Here is a 16,467-nt window from a genome sequence, read left to right as displayed (position 1 = left end):
CGATGCCTAGAATGCGAATTCGGTGAAACGCGACAGGAAGGTGCGCAGGCGTTCCTGCCGCGGGGCCTTCAGGATCTCCGCCGGCGGCCCCTCCTCCAGGATGCGGCCGTCATGCAGGAAGAGCACGCGGGTGGCGAAGTGGTAGGCGAATCCCAGCTCGTGGGTGACGAGCAGCATCGTCCGCCCCTCTTCCGCCAGGCCCTTGATGACGCGCAGCACCTCGCCCACCAGCTCGGGGTCGAGCGAGGAGGTCGGCTCGTCGAACAGCAGCACCTCCGGCTCCATGGCGAGCGCACGCGCGATCGCCACGCGCTGCTGCTGGCCGCCGGACAGGCGCGCGGGATACTCGCCGGCCTTGTCGGCCAGGCCCACCTTGGCAAGCTGGGCCCGGCCGGCCGCCTCTGCCTCGCGCCGGTTCTGTCCCAGCACCGTCAGCGGCCCTTCCATGACGTTCTCCAGCGCCGTCATGTGGGGGAAGAGGTTGAACTGCTGGAACACCATGCCGACCCGCCGGCGCAACGCGGCCAGTTCGCGCTCGCGGTAGCGCACGCCCGCGCCGGTCGCGGTACCAACGGGCTCGCCGCGGAAATGCACGCGGCCCTCGCTCGGCAGCTCCATGAAGTTGAGGCAGCGCAGCAGCGTGCTCTTGCCCGAACCGCTGGAGCCCAGGATGGCGATGCGCTCGCCGGGTGCCACGGTCAGGTCGATGCCGTCCAGCACCACGAGGTCGCCGAAGCGCTTGCGCAGCCCCTCGGTCCGGATGACGGGTTGGGCCGTCATCCGCGCCTCGCGAGCCGGGCTTCCAGCCGGTAGCTGAGCCAGGTGCCGGGATAGATGACGACGAAATAGAGGACCGCGATCACGGTGAAGACCTCCAGCGGGCGGAACGTCGTGGCGCTGAGCTGGCGCGCCTCGTACATCAGCTCATGGACCGAGATGACCGAGGCGATCGCCGTCATCTTGCCAAGCTCGATCCCCCGGTTGGTGAAGGCCGGCACCATCCGCCGCACCGCTTGCGGCAGGACGATGCGCCGCATCAGGGCCGGATAGCCCATGCCCAGCGCGCGCCCCGCCTCCCACTGGCCGCGGGCGATGGAGCCGATGCCGCCGCGGAAGATCTCCGCGCAATAGGCCGAGGTGTTGAGCGACAGGCCGAGGGCGGCCGCCGCGAATCCTGACATCTGCCAGCCGGTCAGCACCGGGAAGGCGAAGTAGAACCAGACCAGTTGGACCAGGACGGGCGTGTTGCGGAAGACCTCGACATAGGCTGCCGCCGGCAGCGACAGCCAGCGGTTGCCGGCACTGCGCACCACCCCCAGCACCAGGCCCGCCGCCAGCCCGAAGCCCAGCGCCAGCCCCCACAAGGCCAGCGTCAGCCAGGCGCCACGGGCCAGCAGGTCGATGTTGAGGACGATGTCCGAGAAGTCCGGCTGGTAGATCACCCCTGGCGCTCCGACCGGCCGAGCCGGGCCTCGACCCGGCGCATCGCCAGGCTGGCGGTGAAGAGCACGACGAAGAAGATGACCGCCACGGTGGTGTAGACCTCGAGCGGGCGGAAGGTGCGGCTGACCACCACCATCGCCTGGTACAGCAGCTCGCCATAGGCCAGCGTGGCCGCCAATGCCGTCGTCTTCACGAGCTCGAAGGCGCGCTCGACGAAGGGCGCCACCATCCGCCGTAGCGCCTGCGGCAGGATGATGCGCCGCATCAGCGCGGTCGACCGCATGCCGAGCGCGCGGCCGGCTTCCCACTGGCCGCGCTCGACCGAGACGATGCCGGCGCGATAGACCTCCGCGAAGAAGGCGCCCGACTGCACCGACAGCGCCAGGGTGGCCGCCACGAACGGCGTCAGGTTGATCCCGGCCAGGATCGGCAGGGCATAGAAGACCCAGAACAGGTGGACGAGCGGCGGCGTGCTGCGGAAGAACTCGATGACGGCGATGGCCGGCCATGCAAGCCAGCGCCGTCCCGACAGCCGCATCAGCGCCAGCACCAACCCAACGGCCAGCCCACCCGCGATGGCAGCGGCCGACAGGCGCAGCGTCTGCGCCAGCCCCTCCAGCAGCAGGGGCAGGTGGCGCAGGACGGCCGCGAAGTCCCACTGGTAGTCCATCCCGGCCGTCCCGGCCCCTCAGCCCGCTGCCGTCAGCTCTTGCCCCACAGCTCGCGCATGATGGCGGGCGCGGTCTTGGGGTCGATCTGACGCGACACCAGGAAATCCTCGTAGATCTTCTGGGTCTGGCCGGTAACGTAGTAGTAGTCGAGCGTCAGGCCCAGCCAGTCGCGCCAGGTCTTGTCGGCCTCGCGGCGCACGCCGGCACTGGTGGTCGAGTAGCGGAACGGCTCCGGCAACAGGACCGTGCCCTTGCGCACCCGGCGCTGTTGCATCACCAGGGCTGGGTGGAAGAAGGACATGGCATCGACCCGGCCGGCCTGGAAGGCGGCCGTCGTCTCGTCGTTGCTGGGGAAGCGCTCGATCGTGGCCTTGGTGAGGCGCATGGTGACGTCGCGGTCGGGCGAGGTGCCGAGCGTGACGCCCACCTTGATCTCGGGCTTGTCCAGCTCTTCCCAGCGCTTTACCGCCAGGCCGTCGCGCACCAGCACGCCCTGGGCATAGTAGAAGAAGGGCTGCGCGGGAAAATCGACCGCCAGCGCCCGCTGCGGCGTGGCGTCCATCACGAACATGACGTCGAACTGGTTGGCCTGGAGGCCGGCCACCGCATTGCCCCAGCTCGTCTCGACGGCGACGGGCTTGACGTTCAATTCCTTGGCGATGGCGACACCCATGGCCCAGCCGATGCCGCTCCATTCGCCCGAGCGCTGGTCTTTGGCGAACCAGGGCTCGCTCGGCGCGGCACCGATGCGCAGCTCGCCGCGGTCCTTGATCTGCTGCCAGGTGGAGGCGGCGGGTGCCGTCTGCGCCATGGCGGGTGCGGCCAGCAGGCCCGAGGCGGCAACGGCGCCGGCACCAAGCGCCGAACCCCGCAGAATTCCGCGCCGATCGATGGTAGATCCGGTCATTCGAGCTTCTCCCCGCACCAGGTGGCCGTCTTGCCGGAAATTACGCGCTCCGACCCCGTCTTGAACAGGTGCGAGCAAAGGCCGGGCCGAAAGGCGACCAGCGCGTGAGAATTCGCCGCGTTACGATCCTGGAGTTCCACCGCGTCTTCGACCGGCCGCTGTGGAACCCGGCCACGGTCTGGCGCGAGCGCCGCGCGCCGCTGCTGCGCCTGGAATCCGACGACGGCACGATCGGCCTCGGCGAGGCCTGGTGCCGGCAGGACGAGATCCGGTACAGCTTCGCGGCCCTCCACCGGCTGGCGGCCGCCCTGCCCGGCCGCGACCTCGACGACCTCCGGCACGCCCCGGCGTCCTCGCGCCACGACTGGGTCGAGGCCGGGGCCGCCAGTGCCATCGACATGGCCCTGTGGGACATGGCGGCGCGGCGGGATGGCCGGCCGCTCGCCAGCTTCCTCGGCCCGACGACCACGGTCGCCGCCTATGCCAGCGGCGGATTGTATGGTCCCGACAAGGACGTGTCGGCACTTGCCCGGGAGATGGCCGGCTATGCCGCGGCCGGATTCGCAGGCGTAAAGATGAAGATCGGCGGCCTGGACGCGGCCGCCGACCTCGATCGCGTCGCCGCCGTGCGGGCCGCCACCGGCGGCGCACTGCTGATCGTCGACGGCGTCGAGCGCTACGACCTCGCAACGGCAGCCCGCCTGGCCGGCGCGCTCGCCGACCGGGGCGTCGCCGCATTCCAGGCCCCCCTGCCGGCGGCCGACATCGACGGCCTGGCGGCCCTGGCCCGGCAATCCCCGATCCCGCTCGTACTGGGCGAGGCGGAATTCGACCATGGCCGACTGGTCAACCTCGTCACGTCCGGCGCCGCCGGCTGGCTGCAAGCCAACCCCGGCCTGGCCGGCGGCCCGACCGGCATGGCCCACCTGGCGCGGATCGCCCGCGACCATGGCGTGCCGCTGTCGCCCCAGGCCCACGCGACGGCGGTGCTCCAGGCGACAGCACTCCATTGCGGCGCCCTCCATGGCGTCGGCTGGGTCGAGCACCACCAGGTGCACGATCACCTGGCAGGGCTGTTGCCGCCAAGCCTGCGCCGACCGACCGACGGTCGGATCGTGATTCCGCCGCTCCCCGGGCTCGGCTTCGACCTGCCGTCGGATGGCAGTCTGCGCACGGTCTTCCGGCTGCCGGACTAGGGTCGCTTGGCACGGCCGCGCCTTTCGCGCTATCCGCTGGCGCATGGGAAATTCCGCCAAGGACGCGACCGGGCGCCGGGGAGCCGATTGGCGCCTCGTCCGCCGCCTGTGGGCCGACCATCTGGCCGACCGGCGCCGCGACATCCTGGCTGTCCTGGCGCTGATGACGGTGGTGGCGGGTGTGACCGGCCTCTACCCGCTCGTCATCGACTGGACCTTCGACCTTTTCACCGCCCGGGATGCACGGGTGATCTGGCTGGTGCCGCTGCTGGCGGTCATCGTCACCACGGTCAAGGGCATCGCCACCTACAGCCAGAACGTGCTGACCGAGAAGCTGGTGCAGCGCACCGCGGCCGACCTGCAGAAGCGCATGTTCGGGCACCTGCTGGGGGCCGACTTCGCGCAGGTGACGTCCGCCCCGGCCGGCTCGTACATCTCGCGCTTCATCAACGACGTGGCCTTCGTGCGCGCGGCCCAGCAGCGCGCGCTGAACAACCTGGTCCGCGACGTGCTGACCATCGTCGCCTTGGTGGCGGCGATGCTCTATCTCGACTGGCTGCTGTCGCTGGTCGTCTTCGTCGTCTATCCGATCGCGGCCTTGCCCATCATCGCCATCGGCAAGCGGCTGCGGCGCGTGTCCAAGGTGACCCAGGAACACCTGGGCGAGATCACCTCGCTGCTGGGCGAGAGCCTGGCCGGGGTGCGGATGGTCAAGACCTATGGCCTGGAGGCCTATGAGCGGCGCCGCGCCGATGGTGCGTTCGAGCGGCTCTACGAGCTCTACATGCGCGCGACGCGCAGCCGCGCCCGGCTCGACCCGATCCTGGAGGTGCTGGGCGGCATCGCCGTCGGCGGCGTCATCGCCTTTGCCGGCTGGCGCATGGTGACGGGCGGCGGCACGGTCGGCACCTTCACCGGCTTCGTCACGGCACTCCTGATGGCGGCCCAGCCCGTGCGCGCGGTCGGCACGCTGAACAGCGTGGTGCAGGAGGGGATGGCAGCGCTGGAGCGCATCTACGCCATGCTCGACCGGGCACCCACGGTCGTCGACCGGCCGGGCGCGCCGGACCTGGCCATTGCCGGCGGCCGCATCGAGCTGAAGGGCGTGCGCTTTGCCTATGGCGCCGGCGGGCCGGCGCTGGACGGGGTCGACCTGGTGGTGCCGGCCGGCCAGACGGTGGCGCTGGTCGGGCGCAGCGGTGCGGGCAAGTCGACGGTGTTCAACCTGATCCCGAGGCTGTTCGACGTCGGCGACGGCGCGGTCCTGGTCGATGGCCAGGACGTGCGAGCTGTGGCGCTGGCCAGCCTGCGCCGGTCGATCACGCTGGTCAGCCAGGACGCCATCCTCTTCGACGACACGATCCGCGCCAACATCGCCTTCGGCCGTCCCGATGCCGACGATGCGGCCATCGCCGCGGCGGCGCGGGCGGCTGCCGCCCACGACTTCATCGCCCGCCTGCCCGATGGGTACGCCACGGTGGTGGGCGAGCGCGGCACCCGCCTGTCGGGCGGCGAGCGCCAGCGCATCGCGCTTGCCCGCGCCATCCTGCGCGACGCGCCGATCCTGCTGCTGGACGAGGCGACGAGCGCGCTCGACGCGGAATCGGAAACGCTGGTGCAGGCGGCGCTGGAGCGGCTGGCCGCCGGGCGGACGACGCTGGTCATCGCCCATCGCCTCGCCACCGTGCGCCAGGCCGACCGGATCTGCGTCTTGGATGCCGGCCGCATCGTCGAGCAGGGAACGCATGACGAACTGATGGTGGCGGACGGGCTCTATGCCCGGCTCAGCCGCATGCAGTTCCGCGACGAGGCGCCGGCTGCCGCCGCCGCGCCATAGCTCACTCCCGCCGCAGGATCCGGTCGACGATGCCACTGCTGAGCCGGCCGGCCTGGAACTCCCGCCGCATCGCCTGCGCGTCGTAGCCGGCGGCCGCCCAGTCGCGGAAGGCGATCGGCTGGCTCGCCGCATCGGCGCCATAGCGTTCCAGCATGTAGTCCAGCACGCCCGTCCGCGAATGGCGCAGATGACCGAACTTCCAGTGGAGCTGCCCTTTGGCCTCTGCCAACGGCCGGCCCTCGTGCAGCAGCAGATAGAGCGCGCTGCCGATGCCGGCCCGGTCGGCGCCCGACTTGCAGTGCATCAGCGCTGGATACTCGATCGTCTCCAGCAGGCGTTCGAACGCCGCCACCCGCTCCGGCTCGGGCGGCTCGCGCGAGTTGAGCGGGAAGTTGACCATGGTCATGCCGAGCCGCCGGCAGGTCTCACGCTCGAAGAGGTAGGAGGCACAGTCGCGCTCGCCGCGCAGGTTGATCACCGTGCGCACGCCCAGGCGCGCCACCTTGGCGAGGTGTCCAGGCGACGGTTGCGCCGACCGCCACATCTGCGGCGAGACCGGATGCAGGTTCAGCTTTATGTGACGAAACACCGCATGGTCGAGAAACAGCAGCTCGAACCGCGCCAACAGGCGTTGCCAAGGGGTCGTCATGGTGCCACGCCACCGCTTGAAGCGGTCGCCGGCGGCGCGCGTGTAGCGTTTCAGCATCGGTCCGGGTCAGTAGCACGAGATTGGCCCAAGCGACATCTTGGCGCTGGGCCGCCTTGGCTTAATATAGGGCCGGGAGCTGAGATCGTAATGGCGGGGGCCATCTGCGTGCGGAGACCTTTGAGCACATGAGCGTATCCGCATCGGCCGAACTGACACCGGCTCCCAGTTCGGGTGGGGGCAGCATTTGGTCGACCGCGCGCAGCGGCACCTTCGGTCCGGCACACTGGATCGGGGCAAATGTGGCCGCCGCCATCGGCTATTGCGTGCTGGGCATGGCCGTCAGCCAGTTCTTCGCCGTCTATGGCCTGTTTCCTGCGCCGATCTGGCTGCCGGCCAGCATCGCGGTGGTGGCGGCATCGCTGGGCGGCATCCGCCTGATGCCGGGCATCTTCCTGGGCTCGTTCGTCGTCAATTACCTGGTGCTGCATGCGAGCCTGCCGGCGGCGTTGCTGATCTCGCTCGGAAACAGCCTGGGGCCGATCATCGGTGCGGCCGTGCTGGCGCGGTTCCGTCCGGCCCGGGGGGTATTCACCCGCTTCTCGGGCGTCGTCGCCTTCATCCTCTGCAACGTCCTGCTGCATCCGGCGATCACGGCCAGCACCGGCACGCTGGCCCTGGCCATGACGGCCGACATGGATGCCAGCCAGCTCTATTCGATCTGGGTGCAATGGTGGCTCTGCGACAGCGGCGGCACGCTGTGCTTCGCCCCTGCCCTGCTGCTGCTGCTCGGCATCGAGCGCGAGACGCATGCCGCAGCGCCCGAACTGCTCCGCCGCAACCTGGCGATCACGGCCGCGGTCGCGGTGGGTGCGATCGCGCTCTTCGCCACCCTGCCCCTGCCGGGGGCGATTCCGTGGGGGCTGCCGTTCCTTCTGGTCATCCCGCTCTCGTGGGTGGCGCTGCGGGTGTCGCTGCGGGCCGCCTACTCCCTGGTGGCGCTCGTCGCCGTCGTGGCCGCGGCGGCGACCGTCGCGGGCTTCGGCCCTTTCCAGGGGCCGGGCGTCGGCAACCCGCTGCAACTGGTCGGCGTGCTGATCGTGCTGCTGGCCCTGACGGTGCTGACCATCGTCTCGCTGGTCGCGGAACTGCGCGAGGCCGAGGCCAGCAGCCGCGCCAAGTCGATGCTGCTGGCGGCCGCGAGCCATGACCTGCGCACCCCGCTCAACGCCATGATCGGTTTCGCCGACCTGATGCGGACCGAGACCTGGGGCCCGGTCGGCAACCCGCGCTATCGCAAGTATGTCGAGCACATCCACGAAAGCGGCCTGCTGCTGGCCGAGATCGTCAACGGCGTGCTCGACCTGACCAAGATCGAGGCCGGGCGCCAGGAGCTGTCGCCCCGGCGGCTGGACTGGACGGAGGTCAGCGAAGGCTGCCTGCGGCTGCTCGCGCCCCAGGCGGCCCAGAAGGGCGTGATCCTGTCGGCGCGGGCCGTGCCGGGCCTGGCGGTCCATGCCGACGAAGTGGCCATACGCCAGATCCTGCTCAACCTGCTGGCCAATGCCGTCAAGTTCACGCCGGAAGGCGGCCATGTCGTGCTGCATGCCGGGGCCGAGGCAGACGGGACAGTCGTCATCGAGGTCGTCGACGACGGCATCGGCATGGATGCCGCCGGCGTCGCCAAGGCGCTGGAGCCGTTCGGACAAGTCGGCAGCCATGCCGGCGGCACCGGTCTCGGCCTGCCCATCGCTGCCCGCCTGGCCGACCTGCATGGCGGTCGCCTGACCATCGCCAGCGAGCCCGGCCGCGGCACCACCGTCCGCGTCACCTTCCCGCCGCCGGCGGAGGCGGCGGAATAGGCGCCAGCCGTCAGGGAAACTGCGGCGTGCCCGGCACGTCGACCCGGATGCGATAGACCGAGGTCGAAGCGGTGATGAACAGGCTGCGATAGTCGCCGTCGCCCCAGGCGAAGTTGGCCGTGTATTCGGGCACGCCGACCACCCCAAGACAGGTAGCGTCCGGGGCGAAGACGTGGATGCCGCCCGGCCCGCAGCAATAGAGGTTGCCGGCCGAATCGAGCTTCATCCCATCGGGGGCGCCATCGCCCTCGCCCGTCGTCTCGGCCCAGACCTGGCCGCCGGCGAGCGTGCCGTCCGCGCGCACGTCGAACAGCCGGATATGCTGGCGATCAGTGTCGTTGACGAAGAGCCGGCGGCCGTCCTGACTGAAGCAGAGGCCGTTGGGCTGGCCGAAATCGTCCGCCAGCAGCCGCACCTCGCCGGACGGGTCGATGCGGAATACCCCGCGGAAATCGAGCTGCGGCTCGCGCAGCACGCCGTAATGCTCCATCCGGCCATAGGTCGGGTCGCTGAAATAGATGCCGCCGTCCCCATGCACGACGACGTCGTTGGGGCTGTTCAGTTCGCGCCCGTCATGATGGGTCGCCAGCACGGTGATGGTGCCATCGGCCTCGGTCCGGGTGACGCGGCTGGTGGCATGCTCGCAGGCGACCAGGCGGCCCTGGCGGTCCCAGGCCAGGCCGTTCGACTTGTTGCAGGGCTGGCGGAAAGTGGTGACGCCTTCGGCCTGGCTCCAGCGACGCAGATGGTCGCCCGGCATATCGCTGAACAGCAGGTATCCGGCGGGGTGCCACAGCGGCCCCTCGGTGAAGATGCAGCCGGTGGCCACCGTCTCGAACGTAACCGCCGGCCCGACGATGGCGGTCAGTCGCGGGTCGCGGATCTCCAGGCTCATGGCTTGGCCGCGCGCCGGCGCAGTTCGCTGACGGCGGTGTCGCCGACATACCAGTCCTCGGCCTGCACGTCCTCGAAGACGACCCACACCGCCTCCTTGGGCACGACCGCCACTTCGGCAATGGTGTCGGCGACGCGGCGCGCGATCTCGTCCTTGCGGGCCTGGGAATGGCCCGCAACGATGCGGATGTTCACGAACGGCATGGGCTGATCCTCGCTGGTCGGATGCGTTGTTCAGAGCGCGAGCAGGCGGTTGCGCAGCGCCTCGTCGTCGCGCAGTTCGGCAGAATCGCCCGAGAAGCGGACCGTGCCCTTCTCCAGCACATAGACGCGATCGGCCAGGCGCAGCGAGAAGTCGACGCCCTGCTCGGCCAACAGGATCGTCAGCCCGCGCTGCTTCAGCACCAGCACCTGCTGCAGCAGATGCTCGACCACCAGCGGCGCCAGGCCCTCGGACGGCTCGTCCAGCAGCAGCAGCTCGGGATTGCACATGAGCGTGCGGCCGATCGTCAGCATCTGCTGCTCGCCGCCCGACAGGTAGCCGGCGCGGCGCCCGGCGATCGGCCGCAGCGGCGGGAACAGGTCGAACACGGCATCGGGCGTCCAGTCGCCGCGGCGGCCGGCGACGAGGCGGGCGACATCGAGATTCTCCCACACCGTCAGGTCGGCGAAGACGCGGCGATCCTCCGGCACGAAGCCGATGCCGGACCGCGCCACCTGGTGGGGCGCCCAGCCGGTGATCGCGTGGCCCTTCCAGCGCACCTCGCCGGCACTGGGCCGAGTCAGCCCCATGATCGAGCGCATGGTGGTGGACTTGCCGACGCCGTTGCGGCCCAGCAGGCAGACGCACTCGCCGGCCGCGATCTCCAGCGACACGCCGAACAGCACGCGCGACAGGCCATAGGCCGTGTGCAGGTCCCGGACTTCCAGCAGGGCCGCCATCAATGGCCCCCCAGATAGACACGGCGTACCTCGGCATCGGCGCGGATCTCGTCCGGCTTGCCCTGGGCGATCAGCCGGCCCTGGTGCAGTACGCCGATGCGCTCGGCGATGGAAAAAACCACTTCCATGTCGTGCTCGGTGAAGAGCAGGGTCAGCCCGCGCTCCTCGGCGATGCTGCGCAGCAGGTCGATCGTCTCGCGCGTCTCGGTCGCCGACATGCCGGCGGTCGGCTCGTCCAGCAGCAGGATGTCGGGGTCGCTGGCGAGCGCGATGCCAAGCTCGATCTGCTTCTGGTTGCCGTGCGACAGGGCACCGGCCAGCAGGTCGGCCTTGTCCGCCAGCCCCAGCCGCTCCAGCAACGCCTCCGTCTCGGGCCGGTAGAGTCGCTCGGCCCGGCCCCAGAAATCGCTGCCACGGCGGTGATGGGCGATGAAGGCGGCCTGGATGCACTCGAACACGGTCAGGCCGGGAAAGATGTTGGTGTGCTGGAAGGACCGGCCGATGCCGCGGCGGCAGATGCGGTGCGGGGCGGCCGCCGTGATGTCGGTCCCCTTGTGGAACACCCGTCCCGAGGTCGGCTGGATGTGGCCGGTGATGAGGTTGAACAGCGTCGACTTGCCGGCCCCGTTCGGCCCGATGATCGCCATGATCGAGCGCGGCAGCAGCGAGAAGGACACGTCCGACACCGCCAGGAAGCCGGCGAAGGACTTCTTCAGGTCACGGACGTCCAGCATCGCGCCCCCTCCGGATCCGCCGGAAAAGATCGATGCTGGTGCCGACCAGCCCGCCCGGGAAGGCGAACAGCAGCACGATCAGGATCGAGCCCAGGATGAGCGGCCAGTACTGGGTGTAGGCGGTGATCTGGAGATTGAGGATGGTGAGCGCGGCGGCGCCCACCGCCGGCCCCCAGAAATGCCCCATGCCGCCCAGGATCGTCATGATCAGCACCTCGGCCGACTTGGTCCAATAGGCGAAGTCGGGGAAGACGCCGCGGTTGAAGATGCCGAACAGCGCCCCCGCCAGCCCGGCGAACGCGCCCGCCACGGCGAAGGCGGCAAGCTGGTAGCGGCGAACGTCGATGCCGATGAACTCGGCCCGCTCGGGGTTCTCGCGGATCACCGTCAGGATGCGGCCGAAGGGCGAGCGCACGATGCGGCGCAGCGCCAGGATCGCCAGCGTCACCAGCACCAGGGTCAGGAAATAGAAGCGGTCGCCGACGCGGAAGCCGCCCAGGCCGGGGATGGCGCCGATCCAGTCGAGGTCGGGATAGGGCACGTTCGGCATGCCCTGCTCGCCGCCGGTGACGCCGTTCCACTTGAAGCAGACGGCCCAGACGATCTGGGCGAAGGCCAGCGTCAGCATGGCGAAGTAGATCTTGGTGAGCCGCACGCAGAAGAAGCCGAAGACGAGCGCGAACAGCCCGCCCATCACGCCGGCCGCCGGGAAGCCCAGCCAGAACGGCAGGCCCAGCGTCTTCATGGAGATGGCGCAGGTGTAGGCGCCGATGCCGAAATAGGCGGCGTGCCCGAACGAGACGAGGCCGGTATAGCCCAGCAGCAGGTTGAGGCTGAGGGCGAAGAGCGCCAGGATCGCCACGTCGGTGGCGATGAAGGTGTAGAAGCGCGACCCGGCCCAGGGGATGGCAAAGGCCGCCACGAACAGGATGAGCGTCCAGGGGATGCGCTTCATCGCGTCGGCTGCCTTCCGAGCAGGCCCCAGGGCCGGACGATCAGGATGACCGCCATCAGCGCGAAGACCGAGAAGATCGAGAAGCGCGGCATCAGCAGGATGCCGAAGGCCAGGACCTGGCCGAAGACGACCGCGCCCAGGAAGGTGCCCCACAGCGAGCCCAGCCCGCCGATCACCACGATGATGAAGACCTCGACGATCACCTCGACATCCATGCCGGGGACGATCGTCTTGACGGGCGTCACCAGCGCCCCGCCGAGGCCGGCCAGGAAGGCGCCCAGCGCGAACATCCCCGTATAGAGCCAGCCGACATTGGCGCCGAGCGCCCCCAGCATCTCGCGGTCGAGCACGGCTGCCCGGATCACCCGGCCGGCCCGCGAGCGATGCAGCAGCAGCCACAGGCCGAGCGCCAGCAGCGGGCCCAGCGCGATGATGAAGAGGTTGTAGTGCGGCACCAGCGTGCCGAAAATCGTGGTGCCGCCGGACAGGCTGACCGGCCGGGAGATCGAGAGCTGCTGGGTGCCCCAGATGATCTTCACGATGTCGGCCAGGACCAGCACCAGGGCATAGGTGAAGAGGAGCTGGTAGAGCTCCGGCCGGTCGTAGAGGTGGCGGAACATCAGCCGCTCGATCGCCGCGCCGATCACGGCCACGATCAGGGCGGAGCCCAGGACGGCGAACCAGAAATGCTCCGGGCCCGGCCCGAGCCACCCCATGATCTGCCAGGCGAGATAGGCGCCCAGCATGTAGAGCGAGCCATGGGCGAAGTTCAGCACCCGCAGCACGCCGAAGATCAGCGACAGGCCGACCGCGGTCACGAAGAGGAACATCGAGGCCGTGAGGCCGCCGACGAACTGGCCGAAAAGGAAACTCGGTTCCGGCATGGTGCGGCGCCTCCGCTCAGCCGGCCAGCCGGCCGGCCAGGCCGTCGGCCGCGGCCCGCAGCATGGCGACCCATTCCGGAATGCGCGCCGCATCGAAGCGCGCCTTGGGCATGGCGACGCTGAGGCCGGCCACCACCCGCCCATGCCGGTCGCGGACGGGGACCCCGACGCAGCACAGGCCGTCGGCCAGTTCTTCGTCGTCGACCGCATAGTCCTGCGCGCGCACGCGCTCGATCTCGCAGCGCAGCTTCGCCGTCGCGGTGACGGTGTGGCCCGTGACCGCCACCAGCGGCCCGGCCAGCAGCCGGTCGACCTCGGCCCGGCCGCGGGCGGCCATCAGCACCTTGCCGATGGCGGTCGCATGCGCCGGGTCGCGCCGGCCGAGCCGCAGCGAGACGCCGACCGGCTGGGTCGTCTCGGCATGGCAGACCTCCAGCACCTGGCCGTCGTCCCACACGGCGACGTGGATCGTCTCGCCCAGCCGGTCGCGCAGTTCCTCGATCACCGGATAGGCGGCGCCGACGAGGTCGCTGCCACCAAGATAGGCGCCTCCCAGCGCATGCACGCGCGGCCCCAGCGCATAGCGGCGGGTATCGCTGCGCTGCTCGACATAGCCGCGGCGGACGAGCGTTCGCAGCAACCGGTGGGCGGTCGACACGTGCAGGCCGGCCGCCCGCGCCAGGTCGGAGATGCCGACGGGCTGGCCGGCGGCGCCCAGATGCTCGAGCAGGTCGAGCACCTTGGCGACGCTCTTCACCGTGCCGTCCGCGGCATCCCCGACGAGCGCGCCCGGCAACAGGACGGGCCGCTCGTCGCTGCCGACGAAGGTCACTGCCTTCAATCCATGAACGGCGCCGGGTCGATGTAGGTAAGCTCGTCCATGACCGCGAAGGGGTACTTGGGGTCCATCTTCATCTTGCCCCAGAACTGCCCGCGGTTGGCTTGGTGGTCCTTGGCGCGCAGGGTCTGCTTGCCGATCGGCGTGTCGATGGAGAGGTCGAGCAGCGCCTTGGCCACCTTGTCGGAATCGAGGCTGTTGGCTTTCTTGATGCCCTCGACCAGGAACTGCATCGAGATGTAGCCGGTGATCGGCCAGGAAGACGGATACTCGGCCTTGGTGTAGGCCTTCAGCCGCGTGATGTATTCCTTGTGCGCGGGCGGGCCGGCCGGCCAGTCGAACACGTCGTAGCTGTTGCTCCAGATGCCGATGGGATAGTCCGGCCCCATCGCCCGCGCGCTCTCGATCGAGCCCGCCTCGCCGGCACCGATGAACTTCATGTCGAGCGACTTGAAATAGCCGAGCGGCACCGCCTGCTTGGCAAAGGTGACGAAGTGGCCGCCCCACAGCGACGAGAAGACCGCGTCCGGCTTCTTGCCCATCTGGGCGTTGATGAAGGGCGTATAGTCGGCCTCGCCGAGCTTGGGCCATTGCTGGTCGACGATCTCGGTATCGGGCTTGATCTTCTTCAGGTGCTCGACGAAGGCCTTGGTCGCGTCCTGGCCATAGGCATAGTCGGGGCTCATCGTGGCGACGCGCTTCACGTTCCACTTGGCGACGATCTCGGCCGCGCTGCGGCCCTCGATCGTGGTCGTCGAGGCGCTGCGGAAGACGTAGGGGTGCAGGTTCTCGGGCGCGGTCAACTGGTCGGTCTTGGTGATGGGGGCGATGAAGACGACCTTGTTCTCCTTGGCGATCGGCGAGACGGCCGGCCCCTCGGCGGAGGTCAGCGTGCCGACCACGAACTGCACGTCGTCGCGCAGGATCATGTCGCGCACGACGCGCACCGCCTCGTCGGCATTGCCCTTGGTGTCGCGCCCGATCAGCTCGATCTTGCGGCCGAGCACGCCGCCCTTGGCGTTCACCTCGTCGACATACATCTGCGCGCCCTTCAGCGAGGGCTCGCCGAACAGGGCGCCAGGTCCGGACAGGATCATGGGGTAGCCGACCTTGATCGGCTGGGCCATCGGCGCCACTAGCGGAACCGCCACCGCAGCAGCGGACGCAAGCGACAACAAAGCGCTTCGCTTCATGACGTTTCTCCCCGAGGCATTCGACGGAGGATTTTTCCTTCTCGTCGTCGTTTTTCGTATTGCGGAAAACCTTCCCGACTCTTGAAATTATTGCCGTTCGTTTGGAACGGAGTCAAGGAGCGGCCGGCGGCCGCCCCTCCGCTCTGCCGGTCCTACTCTGCTGCCATGGGTTGCGCGACGCGGCGCCCGGCCGCCGGGGCCTTGTGGAAGCGGCCTTCCTGCATGATTGCCAGCAGGCGGTCGCGGTCCTGGAGGATCGCCACGTCGCGACTGGGGTCCCCGTCCACCAGCAGCAGATCGGCCAGGAAGCCGGGCTTTACCTGGCCCAGCTCGTCGCCTTGCATCATCAGTTCCCCGCCCAGCCGGGTGGCCGCCGTGATCGCCTCCAGCGGCGAGAAGCCGAACAGCTTCACGAAATGCTCCAGGTCGCGGGCGTTGCGGCCGATCGGGTTCCAGAGGAAGCCGTAGTCGCCGCCCGGCAGGATGCGCACGCCGCGGCGGTGGAGCGCCTTCATGTTGGCGCAGGCGGCTTCCAGCTCGACCTCGAGCGCGTCCAACACGTCCCCCGGCAGGTGGATGCCAAAGTCCCCCGCCTCCTTGAACGTGGCGTAGGTGACGCCGACCGTGGGCACGACGAAGACCCGGTCGCGCGCGGCCTCAAGCTGGTCCAGCGCCTCCTCGTCGGACAGCGTGGCGTGGAAGATGATCTGGACGCCGTGGCGCAGCGCCATCTTCACCGATTCCGCGCTGCGGGCGTGGGCGGCCACCCGCTTGTCGCGCGATCGGGCCACCTCGCACACGGCGGCCACCTCGTCGTCGTTCATCACCGTGTGGCGAGCGCGGGCATGGGGCACGAACTCGTCGCCGGACGGGTTGATCTTGAGTGTGTCGACGCCCTCGCGGACAAAATGCCGGGCGACGCGGCGGAACTCGTCCGCACCATCGGCCACGACCGCGAAGGTGTCGCGGTGCATGTGGTGCAGGCGCACGTCGCCCAGGCCGCTGGTCGGCGTGATCTCGGGCGAGGCCGCCAGCATCCGGGGTCCCGGGATGTCGCCCGCCTCGATGGCGTTGCGGATCACGACATCGAGGCGCGGCTTGGCCGAGGCGGCACTGCTGATGCTGGTGAAGCCATGGTCCAGCAGCAGCCGGACATGCTTCATGGTCAGCAGCGTGTGTTCCTCGGGCGGGATGTCGCCCAGGGCCTCCAGCGTGGACGTGTTGGCAAAGCTCGCATGGGCGTGGGCTTCCACCAGCCCCGGCATCAGCGTGGCGCCGCCGCCTTCGACCACCGTGGCGCCCTGGGCGTCGAGCGCGCCCGCCTGGCGGCCCACCGCCTCGATTCGGCGGCCGGCAACCAGCACCTCGCCCATGAAGGGCGCGGTGCCACTGCCGTCGATGACGCGGATGTTGCGAAAGAGAATGCGTTCCGGCTGGCTCATCTCGGATCCTCCCGTCCGTCATG

At 69.6% G+C, this 16,467-nt stretch carries 17 protein-coding genes; 3 read left to right on the top strand and 14 right to left on the bottom strand.

The window, feature by feature from the left end:
* Positions 1 to 6: 6 nt before the first annotated feature.
* The 4 genes from STVA_RS11345 to STVA_RS11330 are packed head-to-tail and all read right to left on the bottom strand — an operon-like array spanning position 7 to position 3,021.
* Positions 7 to 780, bottom strand: a complete 774-nt coding sequence (locus tag STVA_RS11345) for an amino acid ABC transporter ATP-binding protein (protein ID WP_123688064.1) — start codon at positions 778 to 780, stop codon at positions 7 to 9.
* The gene (locus STVA_RS11340) at positions 777 to 1,442 is read right to left on the bottom strand and encodes an amino acid ABC transporter permease (RefSeq protein ID WP_123688063.1); all 666 of its coding nucleotides are present in this window, start codon (positions 1,440 to 1,442) and stop codon (positions 777 to 779) included. Before STVA_RS11340 ends, STVA_RS11345 begins: the two co-directional genes overlap by 4 nt.
* Positions 1,439 to 2,113: an amino acid ABC transporter permease gene (locus tag STVA_RS11335; RefSeq protein WP_123688062.1), complete on the bottom strand. Its 675-nt coding sequence runs from the start codon at positions 2,111 to 2,113 to the stop codon at positions 1,439 to 1,441. Before STVA_RS11335 ends, STVA_RS11340 begins: the two co-directional genes overlap by 4 nt.
* A gap of 32 nt (positions 2,114 to 2,145) precedes the next feature.
* The gene (locus tag STVA_RS11330; protein ID WP_123688061.1) at positions 2,146 to 3,021 is read right to left on the bottom strand and encodes a transporter substrate-binding domain-containing protein; all 876 of its coding nucleotides are present in this window, start codon (positions 3,019 to 3,021) and stop codon (positions 2,146 to 2,148) included.
* Between the two features lie 104 nt (positions 3,022 to 3,125).
* Here STVA_RS11330 and STVA_RS11325 point away from each other — a divergent pair, with 104 nt between their 5' ends.
* Both STVA_RS11325 and STVA_RS11320 read left to right on the top strand, forming a co-directional pair.
* Positions 3,126 to 4,217 carry a mandelate racemase/muconate lactonizing enzyme family protein gene (locus STVA_RS11325; RefSeq protein WP_142235747.1) on the top strand — a complete coding sequence of 364 codons (1,092 nt, stop codon included), beginning with the start codon at positions 3,126 to 3,128 and terminating at the stop codon, positions 4,215 to 4,217.
* A 43-nt stretch (positions 4,218 to 4,260) separates the two neighbouring features.
* The gene (locus STVA_RS11320) at positions 4,261 to 6,054 is read left to right on the top strand and encodes an ABC transporter ATP-binding protein (protein WP_123688059.1); all 1,794 of its coding nucleotides are present in this window, start codon (positions 4,261 to 4,263) and stop codon (positions 6,052 to 6,054) included.
* A 1-nt stretch (position 6,055) separates the two neighbouring features.
* On the opposite strand, the gene STVA_RS11315 is transcribed toward STVA_RS11320, so the two are convergent.
* Positions 6,056 to 6,760 carry a protein tyrosine phosphatase family protein gene (locus STVA_RS11315; protein ID WP_123688058.1) on the bottom strand — a complete coding sequence of 235 codons (705 nt, stop codon included), beginning with the start codon at positions 6,758 to 6,760 and terminating at the stop codon, positions 6,056 to 6,058.
* 242 nt (positions 6,761 to 7,002) lie between these two features.
* Here STVA_RS11315 and STVA_RS11310 point away from each other — a divergent pair, with 242 nt between their 5' ends.
* Positions 7,003 to 8,562: an ATP-binding protein gene (locus tag STVA_RS11310; RefSeq protein WP_170216294.1), complete on the top strand. Its 1,560-nt coding sequence runs from the start codon at positions 7,003 to 7,005 to the stop codon at positions 8,560 to 8,562.
* A 10-nt stretch (positions 8,563 to 8,572) separates the two neighbouring features.
* Here STVA_RS11310 and STVA_RS11305 read toward each other — a convergent pair whose 3' ends face one another.
* The 9 genes from STVA_RS11305 to STVA_RS11265 all read right to left on the bottom strand — a co-directional run bounded on the left by STVA_RS11305 (position 8,573) and on the right by STVA_RS11265 (position 16,444).
* A complete protein-coding gene (locus STVA_RS11305; RefSeq protein WP_123688056.1) occupies positions 8,573 to 9,457 on the bottom strand; it encodes an SMP-30/gluconolactonase/LRE family protein in 885 nt (294 codons plus the stop codon).
* Positions 9,454 to 9,660 carry a tautomerase family protein gene (locus STVA_RS11300; RefSeq protein ID WP_123688055.1) on the bottom strand — a complete coding sequence of 69 codons (207 nt, stop codon included), beginning with the start codon at positions 9,658 to 9,660 and terminating at the stop codon, positions 9,454 to 9,456. The genes STVA_RS11305 and STVA_RS11300 overlap by 4 nt, the downstream gene beginning before the upstream one ends.
* A 30-nt stretch (positions 9,661 to 9,690) precedes the next feature.
* Positions 9,691 to 10,398 carry an ABC transporter ATP-binding protein gene (locus STVA_RS11295; protein WP_123688054.1) on the bottom strand — a complete coding sequence of 236 codons (708 nt, stop codon included), beginning with the start codon at positions 10,396 to 10,398 and terminating at the stop codon, positions 9,691 to 9,693.
* Complete coding sequence (locus STVA_RS11290) at positions 10,398 to 11,132, bottom strand: ABC transporter ATP-binding protein (RefSeq protein WP_123688053.1); 735 nt, start codon at positions 11,130 to 11,132, stop codon at positions 10,398 to 10,400. Before STVA_RS11290 ends, STVA_RS11295 begins: the two co-directional genes overlap by 1 nt.
* Positions 11,116 to 12,087, bottom strand: coding sequence for a branched-chain amino acid ABC transporter permease (locus STVA_RS11285; RefSeq protein WP_123688052.1), 972 nt, complete (start codon positions 12,085 to 12,087; stop codon positions 11,116 to 11,118). Before STVA_RS11285 ends, STVA_RS11290 begins: the two co-directional genes overlap by 17 nt.
* Positions 12,084 to 12,971 carry a branched-chain amino acid ABC transporter permease gene (locus STVA_RS11280; RefSeq protein ID WP_170216293.1) on the bottom strand — a complete coding sequence of 296 codons (888 nt, stop codon included), beginning with the start codon at positions 12,969 to 12,971 and terminating at the stop codon, positions 12,084 to 12,086. Before STVA_RS11280 ends, STVA_RS11285 begins: the two co-directional genes overlap by 4 nt.
* A gap of 16 nt (positions 12,972 to 12,987) precedes the next feature.
* On the bottom strand, positions 12,988 to 13,803 hold the full coding sequence (locus STVA_RS27630) for an IclR family transcriptional regulator (RefSeq protein ID WP_170216292.1): 816 nt from the start codon (positions 13,801 to 13,803) through the stop codon (positions 12,988 to 12,990).
* 5 nt (positions 13,804 to 13,808) lie between these two features.
* Entirely contained in the window at positions 13,809 to 15,002 is a 1,194-nt protein-coding gene (locus tag STVA_RS11270) for an ABC transporter substrate-binding protein (protein WP_123688050.1), read from the bottom strand.
* A 152-nt stretch (positions 15,003 to 15,154) separates the two neighbouring features.
* Entirely contained in the window at positions 15,155 to 16,444 is a 1,290-nt protein-coding gene (locus STVA_RS11265) for a metal-dependent hydrolase family protein (RefSeq protein WP_123688049.1), read from the bottom strand.
* Positions 16,445 to 16,467: the final 23 nt, after the last annotated feature.

It is taken from the genome of Stella humosa (genome assembly GCF_006738645.1).
GTDB classification, from domain to species: domain Bacteria; phylum Pseudomonadota; class Alphaproteobacteria; order ATCC43930; family Allostellaceae; genus Allostella; species Allostella humosa.
Note: the sequence above shows the minus strand (reverse complement) of the source record. Positions and strands in the feature narration are given on the sequence as shown.

Excerpts from the sequence above, each read along its gene's own strand:
- STVA_RS11285 (WP_123688052.1), bottom strand. The coding sequence starts at position 12,087 with ATGAAGCGCATCCCCTGGACGCTCATCCTGTTCGTGGCGGCCTTTGCC.
- STVA_RS11315 (WP_123688058.1), bottom strand. The coding sequence starts at position 6,760 with ATGCTGAAACGCTACACGCGCGCCGCCGGCGACCGCTTCAAGCGGTGG.
- STVA_RS11300 (WP_123688055.1), bottom strand. The coding sequence starts at position 9,660 with ATGCCGTTCGTGAACATCCGCATCGTTGCGGGCCATTCCCAGGCCCGC.
- STVA_RS11305 (WP_123688056.1), bottom strand. The coding sequence starts at position 9,457 with ATGAGCCTGGAGATCCGCGACCCGCGACTGACCGCCATCGTCGGGCCG.
- STVA_RS11280 (WP_170216293.1), bottom strand. The coding sequence starts at position 12,971 with ATGCCGGAACCGAGTTTCCTTTTCGGCCAGTTCGTCGGCGGCCTCACG.
- STVA_RS11335 (WP_123688062.1), bottom strand. The coding sequence starts at position 2,113 with ATGGACTACCAGTGGGACTTCGCGGCCGTCCTGCGCCACCTGCCCCTG.
- STVA_RS11290 (WP_123688053.1), bottom strand. The coding sequence starts at position 11,132 with ATGCTGGACGTCCGTGACCTGAAGAAGTCCTTCGCCGGCTTCCTGGCG.
- STVA_RS11330 (WP_123688061.1), bottom strand. The coding sequence starts at position 3,021 with ATGACCGGATCTACCATCGATCGGCGCGGAATTCTGCGGGGTTCGGCG.
- STVA_RS11265 (WP_123688049.1), bottom strand. The coding sequence starts at position 16,444 with ATGAGCCAGCCGGAACGCATTCTCTTTCGCAACATCCGCGTCATCGAC.
- STVA_RS11345 (WP_123688064.1), bottom strand. The coding sequence starts at position 780 with ATGACGGCCCAACCCGTCATCCGGACCGAGGGGCTGCGCAAGCGCTTC.
- STVA_RS11270 (WP_123688050.1), bottom strand. The coding sequence starts at position 15,002 with ATGAAGCGAAGCGCTTTGTTGTCGCTTGCGTCCGCTGCTGCGGTGGCG.
- STVA_RS11320 (WP_123688059.1), top strand. The coding sequence starts at position 4,261 with ATGGGAAATTCCGCCAAGGACGCGACCGGGCGCCGGGGAGCCGATTGG.
- STVA_RS11295 (WP_123688054.1), bottom strand. The coding sequence starts at position 10,398 with ATGGCGGCCCTGCTGGAAGTCCGGGACCTGCACACGGCCTATGGCCTG.